This is a genomic window from Agarivorans albus (assembly GCF_019670105.1).
Taxonomy (GTDB): Bacteria; Pseudomonadota; Gammaproteobacteria; order Enterobacterales; family Celerinatantimonadaceae; genus Agarivorans; species Agarivorans albus.
On record NZ_AP023032.1, the window covers coordinates 3,788,767 to 3,804,349 of the forward strand.

At 46.5% G+C, this 15,583-nt stretch carries 11 protein-coding genes; 9 read left to right on the forward strand and 2 right to left on the reverse strand.

Annotated features, from left to right (window positions below):
• The first annotated feature begins 184 nt into the window (after window positions 1-184).
• From K5620_RS17240 to K5620_RS17275, 8 genes are read left to right on the forward strand one after another with little or no spacing between them, the layout of a single operon-like run.
• A complete protein-coding gene (locus K5620_RS17240) occupies window positions 185-1,294 on the forward strand; it encodes a hypothetical protein (RefSeq protein ID WP_215426389.1) in 1,110 nt (369 codons plus the stop codon).
• A gap of 28 nt (window positions 1,295-1,322) precedes the next feature.
• Window positions 1,323-3,548 (forward strand): TonB-dependent receptor, encoded by a 2,226-nt coding sequence (locus K5620_RS17245; RefSeq protein ID WP_016401602.1) that lies wholly within the window; start codon window positions 1,323-1,325, stop codon window positions 3,546-3,548.
• A 10-nt stretch (window positions 3,549-3,558) separates the two neighbouring features.
• On the forward strand, window positions 3,559-4,329 hold the full coding sequence (locus tag K5620_RS17250) for an ABC transporter ATP-binding protein (protein WP_051147607.1): 771 nt from the start codon (window positions 3,559-3,561) through the stop codon (window positions 4,327-4,329).
• A complete protein-coding gene (locus tag K5620_RS17255) occupies window positions 4,326-5,270 on the forward strand; it encodes an ABC transporter substrate-binding protein (protein ID WP_016401604.1) in 945 nt (314 codons plus the stop codon). The genes K5620_RS17250 and K5620_RS17255 overlap by 4 nt, the downstream gene beginning before the upstream one ends.
• Window positions 5,263-7,185 carry an iron ABC transporter permease gene (locus tag K5620_RS17260; RefSeq protein WP_016401605.1) on the forward strand — a complete coding sequence of 641 codons (1,923 nt, stop codon included), beginning with the start codon at window positions 5,263-5,265 and terminating at the stop codon, window positions 7,183-7,185. Before K5620_RS17255 ends, K5620_RS17260 begins: the two co-directional genes overlap by 8 nt.
• Window positions 7,182-7,805 (forward strand): nitroreductase family protein, encoded by a 624-nt coding sequence (locus tag K5620_RS17265; protein ID WP_016401606.1) that lies wholly within the window; start codon window positions 7,182-7,184, stop codon window positions 7,803-7,805. Before K5620_RS17260 ends, K5620_RS17265 begins: the two co-directional genes overlap by 4 nt.
• Window positions 7,802-10,528, forward strand: a complete 2,727-nt coding sequence (locus tag K5620_RS17270; RefSeq protein ID WP_016401607.1) for a GNAT family N-acetyltransferase — start codon at window positions 7,802-7,804, stop codon at window positions 10,526-10,528. Before K5620_RS17265 ends, K5620_RS17270 begins: the two co-directional genes overlap by 4 nt.
• A gap of 10 nt (window positions 10,529-10,538) precedes the next feature.
• Window positions 10,539-11,855 carry a lysine N(6)-hydroxylase/L-ornithine N(5)-oxygenase family protein gene (locus tag K5620_RS17275; RefSeq protein ID WP_016401608.1) on the forward strand — a complete coding sequence of 439 codons (1,317 nt, stop codon included), beginning with the start codon at window positions 10,539-10,541 and terminating at the stop codon, window positions 11,853-11,855.
• 116 nt (window positions 11,856-11,971) lie between these two features.
• On the opposite strand, the gene preA is transcribed toward K5620_RS17275, so the two are convergent.
• Both preA and K5620_RS17285 read right to left on the reverse strand, forming a co-directional pair.
• Window positions 11,972-13,246: an NAD-dependent dihydropyrimidine dehydrogenase subunit PreA gene (gene preA, locus K5620_RS17280; RefSeq protein WP_016401609.1), complete on the reverse strand. Its 1,275-nt coding sequence runs from the start codon at window positions 13,244-13,246 to the stop codon at window positions 11,972-11,974.
• Between the two features lie 4 nt (window positions 13,247-13,250).
• On the reverse strand, window positions 13,251-14,606 hold the full coding sequence (locus tag K5620_RS17285; protein WP_016401610.1) for an NAD(P)-dependent oxidoreductase: 1,356 nt from the start codon (window positions 14,604-14,606) through the stop codon (window positions 13,251-13,253).
• A gap of 295 nt (window positions 14,607-14,901) precedes the next feature.
• Here K5620_RS17285 and K5620_RS17290 point away from each other — a divergent pair, with 295 nt between their 5' ends.
• Window positions 14,902-15,552 (forward strand): TetR family transcriptional regulator C-terminal domain-containing protein, encoded by a 651-nt coding sequence (locus K5620_RS17290; protein ID WP_016401611.1) that lies wholly within the window; start codon window positions 14,902-14,904, stop codon window positions 15,550-15,552.
• The last annotated feature ends 31 nt before the right edge of the window (window positions 15,553-15,583 follow it).

Here is a 15,583-nt window from a genome sequence, read left to right on the forward strand (position 1 = left end):
TCCTAACCCCTTGTAAAACTAAGTTTATTTTTTGTTGCTATTTTTGTTATCAATATATTGACATGAGCCACAAAAATAAACAATGATAATGCAAATTATTATCATTTGTATTTAAGTTGTAGTTTTGTTGTATCGCTGCTTACTCATTCTTTTGGGCTTAAACCAAACTTTGGTGCTGGCTTTTTTGCCAGAACTATCGAACTTACTCGGGTTTACCCAAAGCGAAAAAGACTTAGGATTAGTCACCCTGATCTTAAACCTGAACCTAATCACTTATTGGTTTGGCGTGAAATTTTGGGGAAATAGACTTAGCCAATTAGGCCTTTGGACTAGCACACGCATTGCTGTGGGCGGCTTCTTAGTAGCCAATGTATTATTTTGGCTAAGCCTTTTTGCCAGCGAGCAAACTTCGCTACTAGTGGTTGGTGCAAGCCGTTTGTTGTTGGGTGTATTTAGCAGCGCTTTTGTTATTTTGGCTCACTGCCACCTTAGCGTGGTAAACAAAACTAACCTTGGGCAACTGGCCAAAACCAGCGGTGCCATCACCATTGGCAGATTATTAGGGCCTAGCTTGGCCTTACTTCCTCTGGCCACAAATTGGCTTATGTTTAGCCCTATTGTGCTGGTTTTACCTGCCTTGTTATATAGCCTTAGCACCACCCCGCCGTGGTCTAGCGCTAAGCAACAGCAAACCCAAAATCACGCTATAACCTCATCTAAGTCTTGGCATTTTAAAAGTATTTTAAGCTTGGCGGTGCTAACCACTTCACTGGTTAGCATTGTTCAATATTATGTTCTTCCCCAGCTATTTAACTTTGGTTATCAGGGTGAACAAGCCAGCAAGGTATATGCCTCTCTACTGCTGTATTTAAGCTCGGCACTGATTGTTTATCAGTTCTTCTTACTGCCTGTAATCTCCCGCTACGCGCGGCTTATTCCCAGCCTATTTTTACTATTTCTTGGTAGCGGCGCCATGCTACTTAGCCTCTCGGTAGCCACTTGGTGGCTGTTATTGCTGGCATTAGCCCTCTTGGCTTTTGCTATTTCAGGCCTGCCAAGTTGGTATAGCCAACAAGCCTACCAAGCCAATCCATCACTTTCGTTTAGAGCAAAACGAAGTGCCTATTTAGCCAGGGCTCACACCGCTGGCTACCTGCTAGGTACCGCAGTAGCGAGTATCAGTTTATTGCTGAGCATCCCCCTGCTCACCCCAATTTGGTTGTTCAGTTTGGCAATGATCGGATTGATCGTTCACCTAAACCGACAAGCTCAACTGCAAGCAACTCTTACGTAACAACAATAACTAAGGTTCAAGGAAGATAATGAACAAACTAAACACTTTAAGCACCAAGTTAACACCACTAGCACTCGTGCTGTTTGCCAGTTGTGGCCATGCAGCCAATACCTTGGAAACGGTGGTAGTCACCGCCAACCGGGTGGATACCTCAATCTCAGATATCGCAGCCACCATGTGGGTGATTGAGCAAGACCAGTTAAACCGCGAAATAAACACCGGTGCCGACTTAAAAACCGCCTTAGGTCGTCTCATCCCTAGCTTTGATTTTGGTAACGAAGGGCGTACCAACTTTGGCCAAAACCTGCGTGGTCGCTCTGCGCTGGTAATGATTGATGGCGTATCGCTTAACTCAACCCGCGCAATTAGCCGCCAGTTAGACAGCATAGACCCATTCAATATTGCTCACGTAGAAGTACTATCGGGCGCTACATCGATATATGGCGCAGGCGCAGCCGGCGGTATTATCAACATCATCACCAAAAAAGCGACGCCAGATGAAACAAAAGTTGAGCTAAGAGTTGGCGGTTCTTCTGGTTTTAGCAGCAGCGAGGATCTCAACAAGAACCTAGCGTTAGCAGTATCTGGTGGTAGCGAAAAACTACGAGGAAGACTGTCTGCCGCTTACGAAGGGCGCGGCGCATCCTACGACGCCAATGGCCAAATGATTTTGCCAGACATCACCCAAACCGATCTGCAATTTAATCAAAGCATCGATATCATGGGTAATCTTGAATTTGAACCCACCAGCGAACAGCTATTATCGCTTACAGGCCAATACTACAACAGCGAACAAGATACAGAGTACGGCACTTATTTGGGTCCTAACTTAGCCGGTATTTTTGGTGCACCAGAACTAATTAGCATACAAAAAGGCCTGCAACTAGAGGAGCAACCCGCTACCGAGCGTGTGCTAGTTAATGCGCAATACCGACACAACAACCTGCTAAATCAAACCATGCTGGCCGAGGCGTATTACCGCAGCGAGTCGATGCAGTTTTATCCCTTCCCATCGATTTATCAAGTAACCGGCTCGCCGCTACCCGGTAGTAGTTACCCCTTATACGGCGCATCATTACAAGAAACCGATGTACTTGGCGCAAAACTGCTGTTCACCAAAGACTTTGATAGCCTGGAAATTAGCTACGGTATTGATGCCGAGTCTGAGTCTTTTTCTGCCAAGCAAAAAATCTTTGATACCAACACCGCGCTAGCCTCTGGCGGCATGAACTTTAAGCAAGTACAAACCCTGCAGCGCTACCCAGATATTGATACCCAGAAGCTGTCGGCTTTTGGCCAAGCGAACTGGGATATCAACCAAGATTGGAGTGTATCTGGCGGACTACGTTACCAATACATTGAACATGAAGTAGGCGACAACGTAGGCGTATTGCAACAACACCTAGCAGGCCTTGGCGCTTACGGCCCGATCTCACCAGATGCCATTAAGGGCGGCAAAACCGACTACAACGAGCTGCTGTTTAACCTAGGTGCAATTTATCGAATTAACGACCAACAGCAACTTTGGGCCAACTTTAGCCAAGGTTTCAACTTACCAGACCCAGCCAAATACTACGGCAATGGCACTTACAGTGGCACCTACGGAGACGGTCCAAGCTTGGTTGACAGCATTAACGTTGCCGATAACCGCCTTGAAGGAGTTAAAACTAACTCACTCGAACTAGGTTGGCGTACCGCCCAACAAAACTACGATGTGCAATTAGCGGCTTACTATTCATTGTCGGATAAAACCACTTCTTACGATCGTAGCAACCTAGCAGTAGTAGTGAACGACGATGAACGACGCATCTACGGACTAGAAGGACAAGCCAACTACCTGTTCACCGAAAACTGGTACGGCGGTGTACAAGCGCATTTAATCAAAAGCCAAACTAAATCAGACGGCTCTTGGAGCGCACTAGCAGCCGAAGAAACCAGCCCATCTAATGCCGTACTGCGCGGTGGTTACGACAACTTTAACTATGGCGCCGAGTTGCAATGGCAAACTCTGGCCGACTACAGCGATGACAACGGCGGAGAGCTTAAGGGTTATTCGTTAGCAAACTTAAGTGCCTACTACGCCTTGCCGATTGGCCAACTTAACTTTGGTATTCAAAACCTCTTCAACAAAGACTACGAAACCCTTTGGTCACAACGCGCGCAGATCCTTTACAGCAGCATTTCGGCACCAGAATTGTTTAGCTTTAAAGGCCAAGGCAGAACCTACGCACTTAGCTACAACGCTGAATTCTAGGGGATAGCGCTTGTTTACTTTTAATAATATTTCCCTCCAACTGGGGGGAAATACCATTCTCAAAAATATGAGTGGAACGATACAGCAAGGCGCGGTTACCGCGCTTATTGGTCCTAACGGCTCAGGCAAGAGCACTCTATTGTCGGTGCTTTGTGGCTTGCAAGCCCCTTCCAGTGGGCAAGTGGAATTTGCTGGCCAAGCTTTACCAAGCTATAGCCGTGCTCAGCTAGCTAAAAAGCTAGCCTTGTTACCACAACGCAACCCCGTGCCTGCCACCTTAAATGTGGCCGACTTAGTGTGTTTTGGTCGTCATCCTCACCGTCCTTGGTATAAAAATATCTCTAACGACGATAAGGAAATCATTGATTGGGCGATGCAAGAAACTGGGGTTAAACATTATGCTCGGCAATTGCTTACCGATTTATCAGGTGGCGAACTACAGCGAGTTTGGTTAGCGATGGTGCTTGCCCAAGATACCGAAGTATTAATGTTGGATGAACCGACCTCTTGGTTAGATATCTCTCACCAATTAAGCCTGCTAAAAATTGTTCGACGTTTGAACCAGAAATACCTCAAAACCATAGTATGGGTACTCCACGATTTAAACCAAGCCGCGCAGTTTAGCGACCAAGCCATTTTGATAAATCATGGCCTCATTGTGAATAGTGGTGAGGCCAAACGGGTGATTAACGCCAAGGACGTAAGCGAAGTTTACCAAACACCGGTTACCAGCCACCAACTAGGACAACAACAAATACTATGGCCAGAGGAACAGCAATGATCCTGCTAGCAACTCGCCTGATGTTTTTAGCCATAACCTTACTAAGCACAACAGCGGCTCATGCCGCGGGCCAGCAAGTATGTTTAAGCAATTGCGTTAGCCTCGAGCAGCCTGCTGTGCGGGTAGTAGCACTGAATTGGTCAGCAACGGAAATGCTGCTGAGCTTAGATATTGTGCCAGTGGGAGTAACCTTAACCAAAGGCTACAAAAAGTGGCAAACTAACCACCCTGCACTGCCCGACTCGGTCACTGAAATAGGCCGTCGCCAAGAGCCAGATCTGGCCACTATCGCGAGGTTAAAGCCCGACTTAATTATCGGTTATGAATTTCGCCATCGCCGAATTTTAGACGCCTTAGAGCACATAGCGCCTACTTTGCTTTACCAGCAATTTCCCTCAGCTAAGCAAACTGAATTTAGTTACTTTGAGCAGTCGCAACAGGTATTTAGTGGCATTGCTAAGTTAGTGAATAAAACTGAACTCGCTGATGCAACTTTACAGCGTTTAAGCCTGCGCTTAGCCGAGCTAAAACAGCAACTTGCAGACCAAGGTTTAAGCAATAAACCAATTGCTTACGCCAAGTTTGTTGGCATGGGTTACGGCTTAAGAGTGTTCACCGATAAAAGCCTGGCCGGTGCGATAAGCCAGCAGCTAGGGCTTAATTATGTTTGGCAGCAAGGTTTACCGGGTAAAGATTTTATCCACCTGCAACTTGAGCAGCTGCCAAAACTAAGCAACAGCCATTTGCTGCTTGCGGGTAACCAAGTAGACGGCGAGCGCATGATGCATTCACCAGTGTGGCCTTTATTGCCCTTTGTTGAGCAGAACCAGTTATCGGAAGTTGAACCTTTATTTAGTTTTGGAGGGCCACTGTCGTCGATAAAAATGGCTGAATCTTTTGCTAATTCACTACTAGATTGGCAGGAGCAACAAGGTGGTTAAATCTCTTTCTTCAAGCCTAGGTTTATTACTGCTACTGCTAAGCGCATACTATTTTAGCCGCCCCGCCATTGCACCGGTTGGTTTGGCAGACGCAATGCTGACTAACATTTGGCTACCTACCGCGCTAATGGCTTTATGCACTGGCGCACTGCTGGCAAGTTCTGGCTTCTTAATTCAAAACAGCTTAGATAACGACTTTGCCTCCCCATCTACCTTAGGAATTGCCGCTGGTGCGCTGCTTGGTGCAGTGCTAGTACGGGTAATTGTACCTGAGGCCAATCTACAACTGGTATGGATGGGTGCCTTAGTGGGTGGCCTGTTGCTGTCTTTAGCGGTATTAGCGGTTAGCCAGCTAATTGGAGGCGGCAAACTACCAGTGGTTTTAATTGGCATGGCGCTAGGTTTAAGCGCTGGCGCGCTCTCTTCGCTGTTTATGCTGTACTTCGAAAATCAAACCGATGGCTTGTTTTTATGGGGCAGCGGCCAAGTACTTCAAACCAACCCTGAAGTACTAAAACAAACAGCGCTACCCATGCTGGCATTTTTAGCCTTAAGCCTCTTGGTCTTACCTAAGTTAGCGCTATTTTTATTAGGCGATACCAATGCCGCAGCCTTGGGTTTAGCAGTTAAACCTTGGCGCTGGACTATTTTGCTGCTCGCCATTGGCCAAGCTGCCTTAGCCACTTCAATTGTTGGCATGATTGGCTTTGTGGGCTTAATGGCGCCTCACCTTACTCGCTTAGTATTAAGACTCGCTAAGGGCGAAAACAATAATGTCGCTTTACAATGGCTAGTCACCGTTATTATTGGTGCAGCCTTAGTATTAGCCGCAGAGTGGTGCTCGCGTAGCTTACTGTTTCTAGGGTATCGCTTACCAACTGGCGCTTTTACTGCCTTGCTTGGTGCGCCTTACTTTGTATTCCTGCTCTTTCAACGCTCGGGTAAAGCGCTTGCAGCCGTGGAAAGCCAAAACATCGGCTTAACACCTATCATTCATGCCCGCCCTCGCGTGGTACTGGCTTCGCTTTGCGCTCTGCTTGGTTTAAGTTTGTTTTTTTGTTTGCGCAGCCCACAAGATGTAGGCGCAATATGGGTGAATCAGCGGGTGCTGTTGGCGGGTTTAGGTGGTTTTGGCTTAGCCTGCGCAGGTACTTTGCTGCAAACCTTATTTAAAAACCCCATGGCCAGCCCAGATATTTCTGGTGTAAGTGCGGTGGCAGTATTACTGATTGCCGTGGTATTGGTGTACTTTCCTGCAGCGAATCAATGGCAGTTAACCCTCGCCGCGTTGGTCGGTGGAAGCTTAGTGATTGGCTTACTGTCTTGGGGCTTAAAGCAGCAGCTCAGTGTTGCCCAGCTAGCCTTATTTGGCATTGTAATTACTGCCTTTGCTGGCACCGCCACCCAGATTTTACTCACCTTTGGCAGCTCCACCGCCTCGGTCACCATGATGTGGTTAGCGGGTACCACCTACGGGGCAACCTTTGATCGAATTATCCCAATTGCTTCGGTTATCGCACTTTGCTTGGTTGCCATCATCCCGCTATTAAGGCAGTTAGATTTAATGCCGCTTGGCGAAGTTATTCCTAAAACCTTAGGCCTGGCGTTACAGCGCCAACGTTACTTGTTATTGGCTATTTCGGCGGTTCTCACTGCTATTTGTGTATCCAGTATTGGGGCGATTAGCTTTATCGGCTTATTAGCACCGCACTGTGCGCGGCTTTTAGGTTTATATCGCCACAAGCATCTATTACCTGCATCGGGCATTACTGGTGCCATTTTATTGATATGGGCCGACAGCTTAGGCCGCGAATTAATGGCGCCTAACGAAATACCCGCTGGCCTTATGGTATCGGTTATCGGCTCCATCTACTTCATTTTACTCTTGCTTCTTAGCTACAGGAATCGCGTGTGAATACACTCCAACAATTTCTCAATCAACGTGTGTCTTACCACGTTCATGAGCTGTCTTTGCCGGCGCCTAATACCCAGCAAATGACCGATATATTACAAGCGGCCATGAGCACTCCCGACCACGGAAAGCTAAAGCCATGGCATTTTTTAGTGATTAAACAAACACGTATTGAAGAGCTAATCAGCTTGCTACAAACCGCATGGCAACAAAGCAATAGTGAGCTAGATCCACAGCGAGCGAAACGCCTTGCCAGCTACTTAAAACAAGCCCCCAGCATCGTGTTGGTATCAGCCGAAATAAACGAGCCCAGCCCCATCTCCAAACAAGACCAAGTGTTCTCTGCTGCAGCCGCATGCCAAATGATTTTGTTAGCTGCAGACGCTTTGGGGTTTGGCGGGGTTTGGTATAGCACCGACGCGGTCGAGCTACCTAATGTGCGCCAATTATTGGGCCTACAAAATAAGCACCAACCAGTAGGTTTTTTGGTGTTAGGTAGCCCAATAAGTAAAAGAGAAAAAGCCCGCGCGAATGTGAGCGACCACAGCTTCGAGTGGCTTGGCGCGGCAAACGTAAGCCCTTGGGGAGAAACTAAATCAGCCAATCAGGAGCGACTAAAATGAGTACCCATGCACTTTGTCAGCAGGCTTTTTTCAATAGCCTTTTGGCTGAAACCGCCAACAAACATCTCGAGGGAGAGTCGGTCTTTCTTCCTCTTTCTACTAAGGCCAGCTTGGAGTTAAAGCTACGTTACGTATCGCCCAGCTGGCGCCACCGTTATAGCGGCGAAATCATTTTGCATGAGGCGCAAAGCCAAAGCCCAATAAGCTTTAAGCAAGCTACTACCCTGATTGTAAATGCACTTTACCCTGAGTTAAGCGAAGACAAAAAAGCCTTATTCTTACAGCGGGTGCAAGATTCTAATTGCTACATAAATAGCGCTGAGCAGGCACTAGCAGAGCGCTCTACGCTTACGCTAGACCAGTTTATTATGTCGGAACAAAGTTTAACTGGTGGCCACAGCATGCACCCTGCAGGTAAAAGCTGCGAGCCGCTTAACCAGCAAGAGAAAACCCAATATTTGCCAGAGTTTGCTGGCCAATTCTCGATAGAATGGTTTGCGGTACATAGCTCGCATTTAGTAGGCGAAAGTGAAATTGGCGACCTGAGCGAAAAGCTCAAACAGCTGTATAGCAACAGCGTTAAAATCGCCAAAGAGCCGAGCGAAATTCAATTTATCGATAAACAATGGGTGCCGTTTCCTATGCACCCCTTGCAAGCTAAAGCCTGGCGAGAAAGCCAGCAGGCTTTAAGCCTGAATGAAGTGGTAAAAGACTTAGCACTAAGCTCACCAGGCTGGACAGCTACCTCGTCTAGCCGTGCTATTTACCATCCACAACAAGCTTGGATGCTAAAAGTTTCATTACCGGTTAAGCTCACCAACTCTTTACGCCTATTAAGCAGCAAAGAAGCCAAACGAGGCATTCAATTTTCTCAACTACTTAATAGTGAGAACGGAGCAGAGTTACGCCAACGCTTGCCAAACAGTTACTTCATCGAAGAGCCGCTTTGGGCCAGCATTAACGACATTGATGGAGAGGTGTTAGATCTTCCACTCATTAGTTTTAGAGAAAACCCCTTCCATAAATCCAATCAAGAGAAAAGCCAGTTAAACGCAGCCAATGTGTATTGTTTAGCTAGCATAAACCAAGTAAACGCCAGCCAAACCGAGCCGCAAATAGTTAGCTGGATTAAGCGCTATGCCCAGCAACAGCAACTGTGCTTTGAGCATGCTGCACTGCATTGGATGTCGACTTTTTGGGATAATGTAATCAAGCCACTGTGTATCGCACGTTCAGATTATGGCTTTGTTTTGCTGGCCCACCAGCAAAATATCTTGGTCAAGATTGAAGATAATTTACCTACAGGCTCAGCCTTTAGAGATTGCCAAGGTATCGGCTTAACCAGCCAAGCATTAGCATTATTCAAAGAGCAACTTAGCGATGGCGTACCTGAGTACTTTATGGAAGCTGAGCAGGTGAATCCTTATCACGCTTACTATTTGATAGGAAATACCTTACTCAACACCATCGCTGCCATCGGAGCAGGCGAGCTAATTAACGAAACCAAACTGTGGGATTTATGTCGTGACAAAATGAGTGAGCTTAGCGCCAGAAACCCAAAAGATAACTCTTTTTACAGCTACTTACTCAACTCACCAAGCCTTCACTGGAAGCGCAATTTCTATTGCTTTTTAGCCGACCATAACGAGGCAACATTAGCCGACCCGAGCCAGATTTACTGCTCTATTTCAAATCCTTTTAAACAGCAAAAAGCTGAGCAATTAAGCTTTAAAAGCTTAGCCGGAGGCCGAACCCTGTGTTTCGCAGATGAACGCATCTCGGATAATGCCATTAAGTTCGAGATTCGAGAGAACGGGACAAGCCTAAGCCGGGGATTAATGGAAAAAGTAGGTGATTGGTGCCAACTCAGTTTTGAAGAAGATAATGCGCAGCTAAATGCGACTCATAAAACCGATGACTTACTATGGTGGAGCGCTGCTGAACATGGCTTGTTCCAACTTAACGTAGCTGCCTTGCAAAGTAACTACTACCCCAAAGCAGCCAAAGCTTTAGTTGCGGAGTCTCAATATAAGGCTTTGAGTTTAAGTCAGTTTTTGCAAACTGCGCCACTATGGCGAGAGCAACAAGCAGCGCATCAGCCACAAACCTCAGTGGCCACTAACGGCATAAAGCATCCTTCTCGCCCCAACAAACCAACCGGGCAAGTATTTACCCGCTATTTTTATCACCTTAAGCGACAAGTCACCTTTAGGGTGATAGACAAACAGCGAGACTTAAGCTGCTTTAACCGCTGGCACAACCACCCCATTATCTCACCGGTATGGGAGCTAGAAGGCAGCCTTCAAAGCCACACTGAGTACCTAAGTAAAATGGAAGAGGACGCCCATCAATATGCCGTAATTGGTGAATTTGACGGCGTTCCCTTTGGTTATTTTGAGGTGTATTGGACGCCAGAAGACAGGTTAGGTCCGCATTATCAATGCCAAGATCACGACCGAGGAGTACACATACTGGTAGGTAATTTTAGCTTTAGAGGCGGCGTGTACTTTGATACTTGGGGCTCGGCCATTTTGCAGTACTGCTTTTTAGATGAGCCCAATACCCAACGAATCATGGGCGAGCCGCGTGCCGATAATCACCGCGTAGTTAGCATTACCGAAAGACTAGGTTTAGAAAAGCAATTCGAGTTTGATTTTCCTCACAAGCGAGCGGCGCTATTACAGTGCGACCGCGAGCGTTTTTTCACTCAATATGCGATTTAGGGATAGTAATATGAACACTCAAAAACTAGATCTATTAGGCGTTGGTATTGGCCCCTTTAACCTTAGTATTGCCGCGCTTGCCAGCACTAAATCGGCCCTTTCCACCTTGTTTCTAGAGAGAAAAAAGGAGTTTGCGTGGCACCCTGGTTTGTTGCTTAACGACGCAAAAATGCAAACCTCTTACTTAAAAGATTTAGTTACTGGTATAGACCCAACCAACCCCTATAGTTTTTTAAACTACTTGGTGGAGCAGCACAAACTCTATCCGTTTATTGCTTCCGGCCAATCGGTAATATCGCGCCTAGAGTTTTCCCACTACTTAAGCTGGGCGGCCCACAGCTTGGCTAATACCCGATTTGACCAAAACGTTCAGTCAATCGAATTTGATGGTGACCTTTTTAGCATCGAGACTGACAATCAGTGTTATCAAAGTAAGCATTTGGTTGTAGGCACCGGCATGCAACCGCAAGTACCTGCGTTTTGCGAACCACACATAAGCAATAGCTGTTTTCATGCCAGTGAATTAGCGCTTAGAAAACCCAATTTAAGCGGTAAACGAGTAGCTATAATTGGCGGCGGGCAAACCGGTGCAGACGTATTCCAACACCTCTTCGACAATACCTTTGGTGAAGTAAAAGAGATTAACTGGATATCGCGCCGCTCTAACATAGAGGCCTTAGATGAAAGCTGCTTTACTGACCAGTACTTCATGCCAGATTACGTAGATGGTTTTTACCAACTGGCACAGCAAACCAAGAACAGTGAAGTATCGCGACAGAAGCTAACCAGCGATGGCATCACCAATGATTGCCTACAAGGCATTTATCAACGCTTATATCACGACCGTTTTGTACTTAATAAACCGAGTTGGTGGTCTATTCAACCCAATCGTACCCTTATGTCTATGGCACATTCAGAGCTTGGTTATAAGCTGCATTTGGAACACGGTCTTACCCACGACAATACTCAAATAAACGCCGATGTAGTGATTCTGTGCACCGGTTATAGCCGTGCTCTACCGGCGTGCTTAAGTGAACTTGCCAAGCAAATCCCACTTAATCCACAAGGCCTGCCCGAGCTATGCCCAGACTTTAGCGTGAAATGGCCTGGTGCGAGTCGCAACCACATTTACATGGTTAACGCTGGCATTCACAGCCACGGTATTGCCGAGCCACAACTAAGCTTGGCCACTTGGCGTGCGGCCAAAATACTTAACCACGCCAGCGGCCAAAATCTCTACGATATTGAGCCCGCCGAGGCGGTAGTTGACTGGGGATTAAATGCTATAGAGCAAACTGAACAGCGTTTAGCTGCATTAGGTTCATAGTAATTAATTGCGGCTTCGGCCGCTTTATTTCCCTTCAGCAGCCCTCAAGTTACCTATCTAGAAACAAGCCTCCAAAAGTTCTGGAGGCTAGTATTTATGCGCTGAAACTACGGCACTTATGAAGCATCTTTATAGGGGTTACGCGGGTCTTGCGTCCAGTTCATGTAAGGCTTCTCGGCCTCCTTTTGCTCCATCTTAATACACTGCTCAACTGGGCAGGTGATTTGGCAAAGGTTACAGCCAACACATTTATCTTCAATTACTTCAAACGCAACACTGCCATCGGCGCGTTCTGTTTTATTGATGGCTTGGTGAGAGGTATCTTCACAGGCAATATAGCAGCGACCACAGCCAATGCATTTATCTTCGTCAATATCGGCTACAACCTTGTAGTTCATATTGAGGTACTTCCAGTCGGTAGTATTGGGAACTGCTAGGCCTTGGAAGTCAGTGATTTTTTCATAACCCTTGCTGTCCATCCAATTAGATAAACCCGACTTCATCTCTTCAACAATTCTAAATCCGTAGATCATCGCTGCGGTACACACTTGCACCGAGCCCGACCCCAAAGAAATAAACTCTGCGGCATCGCGCCAATTACCAATACCACCAATCCCCGAGATGGGTAAGCCCGCGGTTTCCGGATCACGAGCAATCTCGCTCACCATGTTTAAGGCAATCGGCTTAACAGCTGGGCCACAATAACCACCATGAGTACTTTTACCATCTACAATCGGTCTGGCGGCCATTTGGTCCAAATCAATACCAGTAATCGAGTTAATGGTGTTAATCAGCGATACCGCGTCGGCGCCACCTCGTTTTGCCGCCTGAGCGGAAAAACGAATATCGGTAATATTAGGTGTGAGTTTTACGATAACCGGCATGCTACTGTAGGTTTTGCACCAGCGAGTGACCATTTCTACGTATTCTGGCACTTGTCCTACCGCTGCACCCATGCCTCGCTCGGGCATCCCATGAGGACAACCAAAGTTAAGCTCTAAACCATCGGCTCCTGTTTGCTCAACTTGTTTTACAATTTCCTTCCAGGCTTCTTCTTCACAGGGCACCATTAGCGATACCACTAGCGCCCTATCTGGCCAGCTTTTTTTAACCGCTTCAATTTCACGTAAGTTAACTTCTAAGCTGCGATCGGTTATTAACTCGATGTTGTTAAAGCCTGCCACTTCGCCATTGTGGTCGTAAATCGCCGAATAACGAGAGGAAACATTTACCGCGGCAGGGTCTTCGCCTAGTGTTTTCCACACCACTCCACCCCAGCCAGCTTCATAGGCTCGTTCCACATTGTAAGCCTTGTCTGTTGGCGGAGCAGACGCTAGCCAAAATGGGTTTGGAGATTTAATTCCTGCAAATTCTATTGATAAGTCAGCCATAATTTCACACCTCTACCGAATTAATATGTTGATGAATCGCTAAGGCTGCTAACTTGCCTTGCTGAACAGCTTCAACAGTAAGATCTTGTCCCTCTGCGGTGCAATCGCCACCAGCAAACACGCCATCTAGGCTGGTAACCTGCTGGCCTACGGTAGTGATTTTGCCGTTACTTAGAGTGGGAATTAGCTGCTCTTTTTCTGGGAAAGCAAATTTTTGCCCCACCGCTTTGAACACAGCAGAGCAAGCAATATCAAAGGTTTGGTCGCTATCTTTTAATTGCCCGTCTTCGCTATAGGTTTTCCTAAAGGTCATACTGCGTAGCACGCCATCATGGTCGAGGTTAATCTTCTCGGGTTTGGCCCAGGTTTTTATTCTCACCTGATGATTTTTAGCAATTTGTTGTTCGTGTTTGGTGGCGCTCATTTGCTCTTCACCACGGCGATAAACTAAGGTAACTTCTTCGGTGCCTAAACGTTTAAGCTGGCATGCCATGTCTATTGCGGTATTGCCCGCCCCAATAACCACTGCGCTTTCCGGCGGGATATCGAGTTGATTGAGGTCACTGGCCTGGCGCAACTCTCTAATAAAATCAACAGCATTAATCACTTGAGGATGTACTTCGTTCACCAACATTAATGACTGCACATCTTGTAGGCCCAAGGCCAAGAACACGGCATCAAACTGGTCTTTTAGTTGCTCTAGGCTGATATCTTTTCCTAAAGCTGTTTCGGTATGTAAGGTAATACCGCCGATGCTTAATATAAAATCCACTTCTTTTTGGGCAAAGTTGTCGGTGAGCTTATATTTGGCAATGCCATACTCATTTAGGCCACCCGCTTTGGATGCAGCTTCGAAAATTTCCACATCATTACCCAACATCGCTAAACGGTGAGCACAACTTAAACCGGCTGGCCCAGCCCCTACAACAGCTACGGTTTTTCCGGTGGCGGCTTCACGCTTAAAGGGATGACCAACAAATACTGCGTTGTCTGTCGCATGACGTTGCAATAGGCCAATCTTCACCGGAGCCTGTTCTTGTTCTTTGTTTCGAACACATGCTTGTTCACACAGAATTTCCGTTGGACACACCCGCGCACAGCTGCCACCCATAATGTTTTCTTGGTAAATGGTTTTGGCAGCACCAGTTAAGTCATCAGCATGAATACTGGCAATAAAACTAGGAATGTTAATTTTTGAAGGGCAAGCGGTTATGCAAGGCGCGTCGTAGCAATAATAACAACGCGAACTTTCTATTCCGGCTTGGCGGGCACTTAACGCAGGGTTGATGTCCTTGAACATTTGATCAAGCGCTAGCTGCTGTTGCGAATAGCCTTGTGGCTTCTCCATACTCATCACCATGGGATCTCCTTATCTTTTTTATTACTGAGACGTGCATCTCTAGTTGTATAAAAATAAGGCAAAGCTCATGCCACCTCCTGACCACACGGTCAGAAGATTACTTTGAAATAATCAATATCATCATATCCATTTGTTTTCTATGGATAATTAAGCCACTTTCCAGCTAAAAATAACCTAGCACTATTACAACTGCTGCAATTACACGGTATGCTTTAGTTAGGCTACTTGCTCACTTTAAAGGCAAACAGCTACATAATAGTGCAATAAGTGCTCTTACATTGAGAAACCAATTAGTATGAAAACTCCGCCGCCAGGCAAAGCAAAACGCCGTAAGCTCGCCGATATTCGCAAAGACAACTTGAAGCAAATCTTAGAGGTAGCAGAAAAGCTATTTGCTCAAAATGGCTATAGCGCTACTACCATTGCAGCCATCGCAGCCGAAGCTAACTTACCCAAAGCAAATGTGCTCTATTACTTCAAAACTAAAGAAGCCTTATATAAGGGTGTTTTAAGCCAACTATTGGTGGTTTGGATGAGCCACATGGATGAGATGACAGCCGATAACCACCCCAAGCTGGCGCTACGCCAATACATATTGCAAAAAATGACGCTATCTAAAGAGCACCCAAATGCCTCTCGAATATTTGCTGCCGAAATCCTGCATGGTGCGCCTTACTTGCGTGAGCAATTAGCCACCGAGCTAAAACAACAGTTTGATAAAACCTGTCAGGTATTTAGGGAATGGATCGCCAAGCAGTGGATGGATCCCATCAACCCAGAGCACCTGCTATTTATGATTTGGTCGTCTACTCAGGCTTACGCCGATTATGCAATGCAAAGCAGTATGATGATGGATAAAGAGAAGTTGGAAGAAAGCGACTACGAGGAAGGCGTTGAGTTTCTCACACGCATGGTACTTAAAGGTTGTGGTGTTAAACTATTCTAATAAAACAATAGCTTAACACCATGCGAAACCA

Bases quoted from the DNA above. Each gene is read 5' to 3' on its own strand.
- K5620_RS17245 (WP_016401602.1), top strand. From the start codon at position 1,323: ATGAACAAACTAAACACTTTAAGCACCAAGTTAACACCACTAGCACTC.
- K5620_RS17255 (WP_016401604.1), top strand. From the start codon at position 4,326: ATGATCCTGCTAGCAACTCGCCTGATGTTTTTAGCCATAACCTTACTA.
- K5620_RS17270 (WP_016401607.1), top strand. From the start codon at position 7,802: ATGAGTACCCATGCACTTTGTCAGCAGGCTTTTTTCAATAGCCTTTTG.
- K5620_RS17275 (WP_016401608.1), top strand. From the start codon at position 10,539: ATGAACACTCAAAAACTAGATCTATTAGGCGTTGGTATTGGCCCCTTT.
- preA (WP_016401609.1), bottom strand. From the start codon at position 13,246: ATGGCTGACTTATCAATAGAATTTGCAGGAATTAAATCTCCAAACCCA.
- K5620_RS17285 (WP_016401610.1), bottom strand. From the start codon at position 14,606: ATGGTGATGAGTATGGAGAAGCCACAAGGCTATTCGCAACAGCAGCTA.
- K5620_RS17290 (WP_016401611.1), top strand. From the start codon at position 14,902: ATGAAAACTCCGCCGCCAGGCAAAGCAAAACGCCGTAAGCTCGCCGAT.